Below are 14,736 nucleotides of genomic sequence, written 5' to 3'. Positions count from 1 at the left end.
TCTTTTCCGGCGCTTGCGGGGGGTCCCACTGTTCGAGCCCGCGCAGCGCGCGAGTCTGGGGGAACCGCAAGTGCCGGAAAAGATTCGGGCTGCGGCCGGGCCATCTTCATTCGGCGTGCGTCGATGCCGACTCTCGAGGCCACGAGATCACGAACCGAGTTCCTCGACCCATTTCCGTCTCGAAATCAATCGTCGCATGGTATAGACCGAGCAGCTTGCGGACCACACCGAGGCCCAAGCCAGTGCCCGACTCCGGTTTCGTCGATACGAACGGCTCGAAAATGCGTGCGGCAACGTTGGGATCGATCCCCGTGCCATTGTCCTCGACGACCAATCGAGGTTTGTCGCTGCCTTCTTCGAGCACGATGCGGATCTTGCGCCCCTCGGGGCGTTCCACATCCATGAGCGCATCCCGCGCATTCAGCACCAAATTCTTCAACACCGAATACCAGTGCTCGTAATTGCCTCGAACCCTCGACCCTTGGGGAATGTCGACTTCCAGTGCAATGCCACGTTTTTCGAAATCGGCCTGCGATTCATTCACCAGGCTTTGCACCAGATACCCGAGCTCCGTCATCGACCGCCCTGCGCTCTCGCCGCTGAGTTTCGCGTAATCGAGAATCAAGCCCGTCGTGGCAAGAGCGCGTTCGATGGATGACCCCACCATCCCGAGAACGTTGTGAATCTTTTCTTCGTTCGCATTGATTTGCCGCAAAATGGGCACCACCTCGTCGAGCACCACTGGATCGAGCCGGTTTTCGAGCAAACGGTACATATCGAAAAGCGCTTCCCCATTGTCCATGCACAGGCTGCGCGTTTCACCGCCCTCTCGTTCGAAACGAATGGCCGCAATGAGCATTTTTGCAGCCGTGAGCGCGTTTCGCATCTCGTGCGCGAAACCGCCCGCCATCCGAACTTCCGTCGTGCTTTTTTCCAGCTCCACGAGACGCGTTCGCGCCTCTTCCAGCGCCCGCGTTCGCTCCTCGACCATTCGCTCCAAATTCGCATAAAGTCGCGCATTGTCGATGGAAATGGACATCTGAGACGTCACGACTTCGCACAATGACAGCCGCTCCGCATCGAATGCCCCTGCGAGCTGATTGTTTTCCAAGTAAAGGATGCCCCGCGCAGCCCCTTGCCGCATCATTGGCACGACCAAAAGAGACTTCGTTCCATGCGCCGTGACGAAAACATCATTTCGCGTATTTTCGTCCCTCGTTGCATCTTCGCAAAGGATTGGTTTTCCCGTACGAACCACATACTGCAGGACCGATGACGGCAAATCGTCGACCGTGTCGAGAAGCGCCGGAGTCGGACGCACCACTGCACCGCCATCGGCCGTGAAACTTGCGACGAGAACGAATCCTGCGGGGTCGTCCAGCACGAGCGCTCCGCGTTCGGCGCCCGTCGCTTGCGCTACCACGGTCATGAGTTTGTGCAGGAGTTTGTCGAGGGCAATTTCTTCTGAAACCGCTTGCGATGCGCGCACCATCGAGCGTGCATCGAGCGACACCGATTTCGTCGATTGCGTACTCGTTGCTCGTACCGTCGACGTTCCATGCGTTTGCGCCCGACGCAAAACTGGATGCGCCTTCTCCAATGCTACGACTTTGGCCGTCGCACCCCAACGCTCGTACGCAAGATGTGCCCTTTGCAAATACGACCGCGCAACCCCCGCATTGTCGTGCGCGTACCAAAAAATCGCCGCCCGTTCCAGCGCATATGCTTCGTATTGCAAATAGCCGCACGATTGCGCCATTTGCGCCGCTCGATCGTAATGCTTGGCGGCCGCCATCGTACGCCCTTCGAGCCTCGCGGCTTCGGCCGACAAAAGCGCGGCGAATTGTCCAAAATTTTCTGGCGAATGCGCCGCATAATCTGCAAGCTTGCGCTGAATTGCGTGCAGCGCAACGATATTTCGAGCTCGTCCGATCGCGCCGTTCGGCACGCTCGTCGCCAGAACCAGGCCACGAACCAAGTAATATTCGCCAATCGAGCTCACGGCCGAAAGCGGCTGTACGATATCATCTGGAACGCGGTCGAACGCGCGTTTTGCTTCGTCGTGGTCTCCCATGAAAAGATGCGCCCACGCTTGATAAAAATTGTAAAGCGGCGCGGTGAGCTTCATCGGATCCTGCTCGAGCTCTCGGACGAACGTAATGTCGTCCAAATCGAGCGTCTCGAAGGATCCTGGGCGCGTTTTCCCCTGCAAATACAGAGCAATTCGCTTCGAAAGCAGGTGCGTCCGCGGATTGTTCGTCACCCGCGCCAATTCGTTCAATCGTCGCTCGTTCGATTCCAAATTTTCAACGAATTCGGGCAGTGGAGCGCCTAGTTGAAATTGGTAGCCGACCATCGGACCCAATGCCAAATTCATGAAAACACGGCTTCCCTCGTCCATCGCCGCTTTGTACACGTCCGAAAGCGCAGCCACACACTTCGCGAGCGGATGGCGAAATGGCATGATGAGCATCGCGTACATGTAACGCACGAGCGCCGTCGGAAGCTCGGGAAACTTGTCGAACATCCGCAATGCCATCAGACAAAGCTCGTCCGCACGCTCGCTTTGTCCCCGTATCAACCGCACGAGCAGCGCATAGGCTGCAAAACACGCTGGACTCACGGGCGACAAACCCTGTTCGAGCGCCAATAGCACGAATTTCGCCGTAAACACCGAATGCAGCAGCGGATCCTCGAAGTACACCACGAAAAGCGTGTCCTCCGCGAGCGCCGCGAGAAGGTCCCCTTTCTCCGACTTGACGACAGGCAGCGCCAAAATGTCGTCAGGAGAAAATCTGCGCAGCATTAGCTCGGCTTTGCCAAATTCCAAAAGAACATTCGGCAAGCCCCCTTTTCGAGGCAGCGATATACCCTGTCGCGTGAATGCCTCGAGCGCCAGATCTTTGGCCGCAGCGTATTCGTTGAGCACTCGGTGCATGCGCACCCGCGCGCACGCAACTTCGAGCTGTTCGATGTCACCCCGGGCTCGAGTTTGCAAATCCGCATAAAGAGCGTCGGCACGACTTCGCTTGCCGCACGAATAAGCCGTCTCCGCCGCGCCCAGCGTCAAGTCGAAAGCAAGGCGCTTTTCCGATTCAAATGCATTCACCGGAAGAAAACCCAACCCTGCATCGAAATGGGCCATGGCCGCTTCGAACGCCGCAGCCGCGCGCGCGGCATTGCCCGCTTCCAGGTTCAAGCGGGCCATTTCCAATCGTTCCACCGGATCCACCACCAGATCCGCCGCGATGTTGATGTGCCCGAGCACCCCATAAAGCTTGTCGCCGCGCACGTTTGCACGAAGCACTCGCCCGATGCGCAAATGCAAAGCTTTGCACCTCCCGGCATCCATCAGCTCGACAACTGCCTCACGCACGCGCGCATGGACGAACGCATATTGGCTGCCCGTGGCCAAGACAAACCCTTCCTGCGCGGCATCCGAAAGCAATGCGTCGACTCGCGCCGACGCGACGTCCGTAATCGCGGAAAGAGTCTCCTTGTCGAAGTCGTTTCCAATGCATCCTGCTGCTTGCAAAAGCGAGAGAACGGCTTCATCGAGGCGCTGCGCTCGTTCAGACAGCAGGAGCGCCACGTCACCCGGCACGGATGCGCGTTCGATGGCGGCAATGTCCCAGCGCCACGCCCGCGTCGCGTGATCGAAATCAATGAGACCATCTCGATGCAGCGTCGTCAAAAACGTCCCCACGAAGAGCGGATTTCCGAACGTTCGTTGATGAACGACGCTCGCGAGCCGCTCGACGTCTGCATCCGGTACGCGCCCCTTTCGGGCATTGACGGCATCGGAAACCAAAGCTCGCACGGCATTCAAATCCAGTGGGCCGAGCGCGATGTTCGTCACGGCCGCTCCGTCGTGTACCAGGTCATCGACGAATCGTGAAATTCGACCATTCGATTGCGAATCTTGCCGTTCGGATGCAATGATCACGATCCCGCGCCCGGAAACGTCGGTGACGAGGTGCGCCAATAGCTCGAGCGACGAGGCATCGGCCCATTGAATATCATCCAAGAACAGCGCGAGCCCGTCGCGAGCCAATACTTGAAACAATCGCAAGAATGCAAACTTGGCCCGCTCCTTGGCTTGATCTGCCGGAAGCTCCATCGGTTTGGCCGGCGTCTCGCCCAGCACCAGCGCCAAATCCGGCAGGATTTCGGTCACGACACCGGCTGTGCTGCCAAGCGCCGAGCGCAATCGCGTTCGCAGCGTGGAAAGGCGCGCTTCACTTGCCGAACAGAATTCTCGAATGAGCGGCGCCAGCGCAGCGGCAATACCCGAATACGGCGCGTCACCATCCCGAACCAAGAATTGACCACTTGCAAACGCACCAGCACCGGCTCGAACCGTCCGAGCAAATTCACGGATGACCGCGGATTTGCCAATGCCCGCGGGACCATGGACCAGCACGAATTCCGAAGCGCCCTCGATGGCCCGTTGAAATGCCGTATAAAGCTGCAAGAGCTCGGCCTCTCGCCCATGCAATCGCTCGGGAATCCTGAACCTGTCGGAAACGTCATCGGCGCCAAGCTCGAACGACGCAATCGATCCGGCCGCCAGCATACCTTCGAGGCACCGTTCGAGGTCCGCTTTCACGCCGCCCGCGCTTTGGTATCGGTCCTCGGGCATTTTCGCCAGCAATTTCATGACGATCGCCGATACGGCTTCGGGAATCGCGGCGTCGATTCGAGCAGGCGGTACGGGCCGCCGCGCGATATGAGCGTGCACGGCGCTCAATGGATCCGTTTCGATGAAGGGCGGACGACCCACGAGCATGCGATAAAGCGTCGCGCCAAATGAATACAGATCCGTACGATTGTCGATCGATCGGTTCATTCGCCCGGTTTGCTCCGGCGCGATATACGCGAGCGTTCCTTCGAGCACGTCGGGCCTGACGTCATGTTCGACGATGCGTGGCAGCGTCGTGGCCAGCTCGAAATCAATCAGCTCGACGTCTTCCCCATCGTCGATGAGCACGATGTTGTTCGGATTGATGTCCTTGTGAATGACGCGTCGCAAATGAATGTTTTCGAGCGCCGTCGCGATTCGAATGCCGAGCACGAGCACGCGGGATAGCTCGATGCGTCCGCGCTCGAGTACCCATTCCAATGCTTCCCCGCCGCGATCTGCCAAAACGAGCGTCGGGCATCCGTCGTATTCGGTCAAATCCAGTGCCTTGACGACTCCCGGCACATCGAGCGGCAGGAGAATGTCGTATTCGTGCCGCAGCCGAGCGACTTGCGCGGCATTGTGGAATTCAGGGCGAATACTCTTCAGCACCAAACGCGCACCGCTCTTCGGATCTCGGGTGCGCAAAATACGAGTCGTTCCTCCGTCGTGCAGCTCGACGACTTCGGTAAACCGGCGCGGCATCGTTCGTCCTCAAATCGTCACTTCGAGCTACGCTCGGATGTGCGAGCCGACATCGGTTCGTGTTCCCCGACGACCGACCTCGTGGCCTTTTTGCTCTGCAAAACCAATGAATAAAGGCGCACGGCAAGCTCGAGCGCATCGAGCAAATCCTTGGGATCTCCGCCCTTCGTCAAGTATGCGAACGGTCGATGTTCGTTGATGACGCGATACGGATCTTTGACATCTTGGAATGCCGAATAAAAGATGACAGGCAAAAGCGGGTATTTGTCTCGCATGCGGTCACACGCCCAAAACCCATTTTCTCCTTTCATCTTCACGTCCAGGATGACGGCGCAAACATCGTCGCGTAGGGCACGCAAGCCGTCCGTCGCCGATGAAGCGAGGAGCACTTCATAACGATTGGCGAGCATAATCGACAAAGACGCTCGAATGGCGGCATCGTCATCCACGAGCAAGATGACGGGCCGATTCGAAGCCGGACCTTTCCTTTGGCTTTGGGGGTCCCTTTGACCAAGTACCGAATCGAATTTGCTGAACGTCATAGTCTTGACACCTGCGCTGAAATTGTGAACGCGGCGAGAGTTTGGATAATCTACACTGTACCAGGACAGTTCCAGTAAAACAAGAGCCGTGATGGACGCAATTTTGCCGCAGCTCAGCTCCTAGCCCCGGCCCAGCTCCATACTCCCGCAACTTTTTTGGTCCCTCGTCCGAACTCTGGTACGACATTTTCCAGCGTGAACCTCGCCGAGCTCAAAAAGCGCATCCAAGAGCACTTTCGCACGGGACTCGTGACCCTCGTCGGATCGGGCCTGTCGGCAGCATCGGGACTTCCGACCATGTCGAGGCTCGAAGCCTACTTGCGCGAAAAAATGCCAGCGCGCATCTCCCATGCCGAGCTCGACGAATGGAACCGCATTACCGCGGTGTTAGAAACCGGCCAGGGTCTCGAGGTTGCCCTGCACGCGGTGCTCACGTCCGAAAATGTGGGTAATGCCATCGTCGACCTGACCGCAGGGCTCATCGCCGAAGAAGAAGCGCGCGTGATTCGATCGGCCTTGTCCAAACGCGTCATTCTTCCATTCTCGAAGCTATTGCCACACATCACGCCGTCGACGAGCAATGAAGTCCACGTCATTACCTCGAATTATGACCGCCTCATCGAAGTCGCCGCCGAAACCATCGGTTATGGCGTCGACACCATGTTCGTCGGAAATTACTTCGCAGCGCTCGATGAAAAAACGAGCCGCGATTCGTTTTTGAGCGAAATTCGCCCGCACCGAACTGCGTATCGGAAAATATATCGCAAACGAGTGCGTTTGTTCAAGCCCCATGGCAGCCTGGATTGGTACGAACAAGACGGCGAACCCGTGCGGTCCCCCGTACCGCTCGATTGCCGAAGGCTCATGATTACTCCCGGCGCGCAGAAGTACAAGCGCGGATACGAAAGCATTTTCGAAAGGCATCGCGCCGCAGCCAACGGCATTCTCGAAGAGGCCGATCGATTTTTGATCGTCGGTTATGGCTTCAACGACGAACACCTCGAAAAAACATTGCGTCGTGAGCTCCACCGAGGCAAACCCTGCATGCTCATGACGCTGTATTTGTCGCCGAGCGCCAAGGCTGTCATCGAATCGAATCCGAGCGTCTTCGCGCTCGTGCAAGCAAAAGATGCTCACGGCAATGCGGGAACGGAGTTCGTCTCGAGCTCCGGGCAAATGTTTTTTCCAGGCCTTTCCCTTTGGTCGATCGATTCTTTGGTAGAAGAGGTTTTTTGACGATGGCGAGCACCATATTTCAATTCGAGTCGAGCGACGTCGTCGGGCACGTTTCCGCGGTCGATACGACACGCGTGTATGTTTCCGTGGCAGACAATGCGATGGCCACGCGCATTTGCGTGGGCGGGCTCGTCGCCATCGAAGGTAGCTCGGTCCACGATTTCAACATTGCCGTGGTCGAGCGAATCACGCGGCAACTTCGCGTCGAAACCAGGTTCGACCAAGAAGACAAAGACGGTCACGTTCGCCAAGAAGAAGTGCAAGACGACACGATTTCCGCGGTGCTCATTGGAACGTTTCGCACCGTCGAGGGTGAACGGCGGAACGTGTTCAAGCGCGGGGCGGATTCGTTTCCGCAAATCGATAGGCACGTGTATTTGTTGACCGCTGGCAATTTGCAGCGGCTCATGACGCTGTTTTCGGAAGACATCGGCCGCGCCGAGCGACTCCAGCTCGGGCATTTCGTCGCGGATCGTACGGCCGTGGCGGTGGCCGATGGAAACCGGTTCTTTCAGCGGCACGCGGCCATCTTGGGAAGCACGGGTTCGGGCAAAAGCTGGGCGGTAGCGCTGATTTTGGAACGGGCCGCAGCGCTCGATTATCCCAACATCATCGTGCTCGATATGCACGGCGAATACGGGCCGCTTTCGGAAGCGAAAAACGGTCGCCGAGTCGCTACGCGTTTGCGCATTGCGGGACCGGGAGACTTGGACGAGCCTCGCGATGACGTGCTTTTTTTGCCGCATTGGCTGCTCAATCGAGAAGAAATGCTCTCGATATTGCTCGACCGAGGCGACCAGAATGCGCCCAATCAAGCGGCACGATTCACCGAGCACGTTCGCAAGCTGAAAGACGAGACGCTTGCAGCCGCCGGACAAACGGAAGCTCGGAAAACGTTCACGGTCGATTCGCCCATTCCGTATTCGCTTTCGGATTTGCGCGGGCGCCTCGAAGAAGACAACACGGGCACGAAAAAAGGCGCGCGGGACAAGGAAATCAAAGGCGATTGGAACGACAAATTGACGCGTTTCTTGGCGCGACTCGATGCCAAGTGCGACGATCGACGTTATGGTTTTTTGTTTCGAGCGCCCCCCGAAGCGATGCATTACGATTGGCTGCCGAAGCAAATTCGACGGCTGCTCGGATCGGGACGCGGAACGCCGGGAATCAAAATCGTCGACTTTTCAGAAGTCCCGGCCGATGTTTTGCCCGTGGTCGTCGGCGTATTGGCGCGGCTTTTGTACGATGTTCAATTCTGGATGGACCCTCGCGCGCGCACCCCCGTGACGCTCGTATGCGACGAGGCGCATTTGTACTTGCCCGTGCGCGAAGCGGCCGAAACCGCCGAACGCAAGGCTCTCGATGCATTCGAAGCCGTCGCGAAAGAAGGGCGCAAATACGGCGTGTCGCTGCTCGTCGTGAGCCAACGGCCGCATGACGTGAGTCGTACGATCTTGAGCCAATGCAACAATTTCATGATCTTGCGCCTCACGAACGATCAGGATCAAAACGTGGTGCGGCGATTGATGCCCGATTCCATGGCGGGTCTGACGGAAGTGCTTCCCTTGATGGATGTGGGCGAAGCATTGCTCTTGGGCGATGCGGTGCTCTTGCCGACGCGCATTCGACTGGATCCGCCGCAAACGAAGCCGAACAGCGCGACGCGGAGTTTCTGGTTGGAATGGGCAACGCGTCCGCCGGATGCGGATGCGCTCGCGGCCGCCGTGGAAACGCTCAGAAGACAAACGCGGCCCACCTGATGCGCGAATCGTCGCGATCCAAGCGACGGCCACCCATAGCTGCCGCAGTGCGAAATCTGCATGTCGATTCCTGCTGACGATCATGCTAACGAGCCGGGCATTGGAAGCGCTGCCATGGACGGAATCGCGTGTTGCAGTCCTTCCAATTCACCAGAACGGAGATTGAGCATGAAGCATTGGACTCTCTTGGCTTTCGGCGCCGCGTTCGTCATGGGCTGCGGCGGTGATGGAGACGTGCAGCTCGGCACGAGCTCGTCGTCGTCGAGCGGCGGAGGTGCTGGCGGAGAAGGCGGTACCGCGGGCGCTGGCGGACAAGGCGGCGGTGGCGGCCAAGGCGGCGGCACGGCTGGAATGGGCGGACAAGGTGGCGGTGCGTCGAGCTCCAGCAGCTCTTCCAGTTCGAGCAGTGGTGGCGCAGCAATCGTGTGCGGCGATCAGATGTGCGATCCGGCCACGCAAAAGTGTTGCGCGTCCATGGCGGGGCAAAACTGCATTGCAATCGATGCACAATGCCAGGGCCTTTCGGCTGATTGCACGAGCGCCGCGAATTGCACGAATGGCGAAGTCTGTTGCCTCATTTTCGGCGGCCCTGGCAGCATACCGACGGCGAATTGCGAACCGATGTGCACGGGTGGTCCGAATGGTACGGGGACGCAACTGTGCGCAACCGACGATGAATGCCCCATGGGCATGACGTGCAAGACGCCCATGTTCCCGCCCAACGGCCTCAAGCAGTGCTCGTTCTGACGTTCGCACCGAAGCAACGTCGGTTCAGCGCCCCTCCATTGCACCAATCGATATTACACTGCGAACTTCCATCTTGACGCCAGTACGCGGTCGTCGTCCGCTCTTTCCGCAAGGAAGGATAAAATGGCGGCAGACCTGGCGCAGGGGACGATGATTGCCGAAAGGTTCGAACTTCTCGCGAGTGCTGGCAGTGGGGGCATGGGCACCGTTTTTCGCGCCAAGGACCGCGTGACCGGCCAGCTCGTCGCATTGAAAGTCTCGCACGAGGAACGTTCGCACGATGCGGCCACGCTCGATCGCTTCGAACGCGAGGCTCGATTGCTCGCGGAGTTGCGACATCCCGCCATCGTCGCGCATGTCGCCCACGGAAAAACCCCCACCGGACGGTTTTACCTCGCCATGCAATGGCTCGACGGCGAAGACCTCTCGGCAAGGCTCGCTCGAGGTCCGCTTTCGATGGCCGATAGCATCGTGCTGATCACGCGTGTGGCCGAAGCTTTGGCCGAAGCTCACCGGCAAGGCATCGTGCATCGTGATATCAAACCAAACAATCTTTTTCTTCCGAGCGGCGACGTCAGCCAAGTCATGCTCCTCGATTTCGGCATTGCGCGCAGAGCATCGACCATGGCGTTGACGGTCACCGGCGCGGCGCTCGGAACACCCAATTACGTGGCACCCGAGCAGTTGAAATCCGCAACCGACGTCGGCGCGGCTGCTGACGTGTTTTCCATGGGATGCGTCCTGCACGAGTGCCTCGCTGGCAGGCCTCCATTCGACGCGCCCTCCATGCCCGCCGTCCTCTCGCGCATCCTCTTCGACGAACCCACCGCCCTTCACAAGGTGCGTCCCAATGTACCTCCCGCGTGGAGCGACCTGGTCTTGCGCATGCTCGCCAAGGATCCATCGCAGCGACCCCGCGATGCATCCATGCTGCTCGAAGAGCTGCATCGTTTGCCCTCGCCGCCGGCAGAAACGACGGGCGATTTGCAGGTGAATCAAGCCGCGCCTGCGACGTCGGCGTCGATGACCTGGATGAGTGCCGAACAAATGCTCGTGAGCGTCGTGCTTGCAACGGCCTCGCAATCGAAAGCTCCCGTGGCAACCGCGAGCGATGCTTCGACCTCGAAACAAACGACCGCGCAGCACATTCTTCGTCAAATCGGAGCGCGTTGCGAAGAGCTCGCCGATGGATCACTTCTGGCCACCATTCTGCTTCGAGGGAGCGCTGGGGATCAGGCATCGGCGGCGGTGCGCGCCGCGCTTGCGCTTCACGAAAACTCGCCCGATGCGCGCATCGTCGTCGTGACGGGCCGAAGCGCCGTCGTGCACGAAGGCATGGCCACTGGCGCTGCCGTGGACAAGGCCGTGCAACTTCTCGACAAGTTGCGTGCCGTCGATTCTGCTGGTTTTTCAGGCGTCGCCTTGTGCGATGTCACCATGGGCCTCGTGGGACATCGTTTCGAAGCCGAACGATTCGACGGGTTTGTCGTCGTTCGCAAAGAGGGCATCACCGCCGACGAACACCGGCTTCTGCTCGGTAAACCCACGCCGTGCGTCGGACGCGAGCAGGAGCTGTTCCGTATCGAGAGTGTGTATCGCCAATGCATCGACGAATCGATCCCGCAGGTGCTGCTCGTGACGGCGCCGCCGGGTGTGGGCAAGTCCCGCTTGAGGCACGAATTCACGAGGCGCCCGAAGAGCGAGGTGCCCACGATTCTCACGGCATTCGGTGATCCCTTGGTCGTGGGCTCGCCGTATGGTTTGCTTCGTCGCGCGATTCTCGAGCACGCGGGAATCGTCGGAGCAGCGGTCGTCGACAATGCGTCCCTCGATGAAATCGGAGCTCGTTTTTTGAATGAGCTTTGCAAGCATGTGGCTCCGGTCGACCGGCCGCGTGTGAGCAACTTTTTGGGCGAATTGTGCGACGTGCATTTTTCAGACGAACGCGATCCGGCGCTTCGCGCGGCGCGCATGGATCCCAAACTCATGAGCGAGCAGATCGAGCATGCGTTCTTGGATTGGCTCAGCGCCGAATGTAAAAACGCGCCGGTCGTGTTGGTCCTCGAAGACGTGCATTGGGGCGATGGGCCGACGATTCGACTGGTCGATGCTGCCATGCGGCTCCACGACGCGCCGCTCTTCGTCCTTGCGCTGGCAAGGCCCGAGGTGCACGACGTTTTCCCGTGTCTTTGGTCGGGGCATGTTCACGAGTTGTCGCTGCGGCCGCTCGGAAAAAAGGCTGCGGAACGATTGGTCAAGGACGTACTTGGCGATGCCATGGCGACGCCGGCGAAGCTTTCGCGGCTCGTGGAGCGTGCGGGTGGCAATGCGTTGTTTTTGGAGGAGCTCATTCGCGCGGCTGCGGAAGGCAATGCGGACGACGTGCCCGAGACGGTAATGGCGATGCTTCAGGCGCGGCTTTCTCGATTGCCTTTGGAACCGAGGCGCGTGCTGCTTGCGGGGAGCATATTTGGAGAATCGTTTTGGATGGGCGCGGCCCGCACGGTGTGTGGTTTTACCAAGGACAAGCTTCACGTCGAGCGGTGCCTCGAGCAGCTCGTGGAGGAGGAAATCGTAGACAAACGGCGCACGAGTCGATTTCCTGGCGAGGTCGAATATGGCTTCCGTCACGCGCTCGTGCGAGATGCGGCGTATGGGCTTCTTTTGGACGGAGATCGGGCGTCTGGGCATCGTTTGGCGCGCAATTGGCTCGAATCGGTGGGCGAGACGGACGCCATGGTCCTCGCTGAGCATGCTGGATTGGGCGACGAGAAATCGGCTGCGATCGAACTGTATGGGCGAGCGGCGGTGCAATCGCACGAGCGCAACGACAATGCGGAAACCTTGGCGCGGGCGCAGCGAGGTTTGGCATTGGGACCCGAGGGCGAGATGCTCGGGTTATTGCGCGCCCTGGAGGCGATTTCGCTTTTGGGAATGGCGAAGTATGCCGAGTCCGTCACGAAAGGCGAAGAAGCGATCGCGCTCTTGCCTCCAGGGAGTCATTGGTGGTGCAAAGCCGTCGAGCAAATGCTGATCGTGGTTCAGGCCGTACCGCCTCAATTGGTTGCGACGTTGTTCGAGACACTGCATGGCGTCATTCCCGCGCCCGATGCGGTGAGTGCCTACGCGCGCGCCGTGGCCATCGTTTTTCGGCATGTTGGAGCGATGAACATGCGTGAAGCATGGCCAATGTGGCAACGGAAGCTCGACGAGGTATTGGCGATCGTGCCCGAAGACGACATTTACACGCGGGCCTGTATCGACATCGAAAGGTTTTACCGGGCATTTCAGACGGAAAGCGATCCGTGGTTTGCGGTGACGACGGCCGAGCGTTGCGTGGCGGCATTCGAACGAGTGGCGCACATGCAGAAACTCAGCTTGGCCAAAGCGTTGCTTGGCGGGTGCTACTGGGCGATTGGCGCATTCGACGACGCGGAGACGAGCATTCGTGGTGCGATTGCCATTGCGGACCAGGCGGGCGAGATGCTCGTGAAGCTGGCTGCCTCCGCTTGGCTCATCGTGTTGCACGCGGAGCGGGGTGATTCATCTGCAATGGATGACATCGAACGAATATGCCGTGAGTTCGTCGAAATTGATCCTGCGAGCGTTTTTGCGCTTCTCGCGTCCGGGCCGCGTGCGATCGTGTGGCTTTCGCGTGGAGAATTTGCGCGTGCGGAAGAAGAAATACGCGTTTGCATGCCAATAGTAGCTGCCGTCCCTTCCGAATACCTGCGTTATTGCACCGTGCTGCTCGACGCCTTGCGCGGACAAGGAAAACACGCGGAGGCTGCGGCGCTGGCAAGGGAGGGGCTTCGCATTGCGGAGACGCTTGGATTCGGAGGTTATGCGGCCGTGGGATTCTGCGTGGCTGCTGCCGAGGCGCTTCATGCCCACGGGGACGTCGACGAAGCTCGTGCGACGCTGAAAAAGGCCATCGAGGGAATCGAATTGCGCGCCTCGACGCTCCCCCCGGGACCTCGCAGGGAGCAATACTTGTCGGGGCGCGCCGAAAACGTGCGTGCCATGGCATTGGCGCAGGCGTGGTTTTGAGGGGCCGAGCGGTGTTCGAGGTATCAGCCGAGCTCGCGCGGGAACACTTCGTCGAGCGACGAGGCGGATAGCAGTTTTTCGGCCCATGCGTCGATTTGAGCGGAATCTGCCGTGTTCACACGGGCTTCGACGGCCACCGGAAGGTTGCCGAACCGCTTCTGCAAGAGCGTCAGTAGCAAACGTTTTTGCCCCTCATCGAGCCCCTTCTTTTGCCCCTCATCGAGCCCCTTCTTGTGCCCCTCATCGAGCCCCTTCTTGTGCCCCTCATCGATGCCTCGCTGATGAATCCGTTTGAGCTCGGGGTTGCCTTTTTTCCACAAGGCGAGGACGACTTGGCTTTCCGCGACCGCAGCGTCGAGCAGCGCTTGCACCGCAATCGGTCGAATGAACATGGGGTCTTCGATCATTCCGTCATTGGGTAGCATCACGAACTCGCGTCGAGCTTGTGACCATTCGCCAATGCAGTTTTTCTTGACGAAAATCGCGAACACGCGACGAACTCCGCGCCCAGTCAAGTCCTCGGCTTTCTCCTTCGCGTCGCGCATCGATTGTTCGTTGACGACCTCGAAAGAAAGCTCTTCCAGGTAGCGGGTGCCCGTTCGAGGGTCCGTGCCTGCGTTGCGAACGCAAACGTCGGTGGCAAAGTTCGAGCCTTGGTTCACGCGCGTGAGCAAATCGGATGCGGCTACCGCGCCGGGCCGCACGTGCGGGCCGATGACGAAGTCCACCCGTGCGTGCGCTTCCGCATGTTCCGGGTTGGCCCCCATCGTGATGATCTTGCGACCTCGAATGATCTCTTCGCGTGACACCTCGGGCTTTACGAGATGTTCGTCGACCGGTGGAAACGTCGGTTTGCGATCGGCGCTTGGGAAAGCAAATGACGACGCGTGCCCCCCAGCACCCGGGGCAAGTATCATCCCACCATCGCTACCGCCACGTTTGGGATCCATCGACGATGACCTTACCAGAAACGAAACTGCGCAGCAAGCGGAAAATATGCGTGAGGTGTTTGTCT

7 protein-coding genes are annotated in these 14,736 nt (G+C 59.1%); 4 read left to right on the top strand and 3 right to left on the bottom strand.

What is annotated here, in order from left to right; genetic code table 11:
* Positions 1 to 106: 106 nt before the first annotated feature.
* Entirely contained in the window at positions 107 to 5,386 is a 5,280-nt protein-coding gene (locus IPM54_27585; protein ID MBK9263557.1) for an AAA family ATPase, read from the bottom strand.
* Between the two features lie 17 nt (positions 5,387 to 5,403).
* Positions 5,404 to 5,928 carry a response regulator gene (locus tag IPM54_27580; GenBank protein MBK9263556.1) on the bottom strand — a complete coding sequence of 175 codons (525 nt, stop codon included), beginning with the start codon at positions 5,926 to 5,928 and terminating at the stop codon, positions 5,404 to 5,406.
* 195 nt (positions 5,929 to 6,123) lie between these two features.
* Here IPM54_27580 and IPM54_27575 point away from each other — a divergent pair, with 195 nt between their 5' ends.
* The 4 genes from IPM54_27575 (at position 6,124) to IPM54_27560 (ending at position 13,721) form a co-directional block, all read left to right on the top strand.
* Complete coding sequence (locus tag IPM54_27575; GenBank protein MBK9263555.1) at positions 6,124 to 7,164, top strand: SIR2 family protein; 1,041 nt, start codon at positions 6,124 to 6,126, stop codon at positions 7,162 to 7,164.
* A gap of 2 nt (positions 7,165 to 7,166) precedes the next feature.
* Complete coding sequence (locus tag IPM54_27570) at positions 7,167 to 8,924, top strand: DUF87 domain-containing protein (protein MBK9263554.1); 1,758 nt, start codon at positions 7,167 to 7,169, stop codon at positions 8,922 to 8,924.
* A 168-nt stretch (positions 8,925 to 9,092) separates the two neighbouring features.
* Positions 9,093 to 9,671 carry a hypothetical protein gene (locus tag IPM54_27565; GenBank protein ID MBK9263553.1) on the top strand — a complete coding sequence of 193 codons (579 nt, stop codon included), beginning with the start codon at positions 9,093 to 9,095 and terminating at the stop codon, positions 9,669 to 9,671.
* Between the two features lie 123 nt (positions 9,672 to 9,794).
* A complete protein-coding gene (locus IPM54_27560) occupies positions 9,795 to 13,721 on the top strand; it encodes a protein kinase (GenBank protein MBK9263552.1) in 3,927 nt (1,308 codons plus the stop codon).
* Between the two features lie 23 nt (positions 13,722 to 13,744).
* Here the strand turns inward: IPM54_27560 and IPM54_27555 are convergent, their stop codons facing one another.
* A complete protein-coding gene (locus IPM54_27555) occupies positions 13,745 to 14,671 on the bottom strand; it encodes a DUF4351 domain-containing protein (protein ID MBK9263551.1) in 927 nt (308 codons plus the stop codon).
* Positions 14,672 to 14,736 lie beyond the last annotated feature (65 nt).

The organism is Polyangiaceae bacterium, assembly GCA_016715885.1.
GTDB lineage: Bacteria > Myxococcota_A > Polyangia > Polyangiales > Polyangiaceae > Polyangium.
The sequence above is the reverse complement of the archived record's forward strand: the minus strand, read 5'-3'. Positions and strand labels throughout refer to the sequence as shown.